Source organism: Candidatus Pelagibacter communis (assembly GCF_001179945.1).
GTDB classification, from domain to species: Bacteria; Pseudomonadota; Alphaproteobacteria; order Pelagibacterales; family Pelagibacteraceae; genus Pelagilacustribacter; species Pelagilacustribacter ubique_A.
Genome location: NZ_CVSG01000027.1, coordinates 1 through 562, shown reverse-complemented (window position 1 = coordinate 562; position 562 = coordinate 1). Strand labels below are relative to the sequence as shown.

Below are 562 nucleotides of genomic sequence, written 5' to 3'. Positions count from 1 at the left end.
TATATAAAAGATACTTATCCATCACAGATAAAAATAATTTTGATTTCATAATACAATCTACCCAATTTGCAACATTACAATGATGATTAATTAACCAATTATTATCCACATTCGCAAATTGTCTTATAAGTGGGAAAATAGCAATATCTAATAACGATAATTTATTTGAAATAAGATATGTTGTAGTTTGTAATTGAATATTTAATTGTGATAAATAATTATCACATTTTCCCCTATAGTAAGTTTTATTGTTTTCAGGATGTCTATCATAATACTTAAATCTATCAAGCCAATATTTAAATTCATTATCACACTCTTGTATCATTTCAAGTTGAAATTTCTTTTTATCTAAAAACCAATTTTGCTGATTATTATGTTTAAGCGCCCATTGCATAATATCTAAACTTTCATCAATAACAGTTTGATTATTGATATACAAAACAGGGACAGTACCTTTAGGAGAGAGATCATATAATTCTTGCGGTCTGTTACTTAATGAAATTTCTTTTAATTCGACTGTGATATTAGAGTATGCTAAAGCCATCCTAGCTCTGATAGCATA

At 26.3% G+C, this 562-nt stretch carries 1 protein-coding gene; it reads right to left on the bottom strand.

The genetic code is table 11. The features are described 5' to 3' along the window. Window positions 1–544 (bottom strand): glutathione S-transferase N-terminal domain-containing protein (locus tag AMN78_RS00890; RefSeq protein ID WP_256997678.1); only part of this gene is annotated, 544 nt, incomplete at its 3' end. Window positions 545–562: the final 18 nt, after the last annotated feature.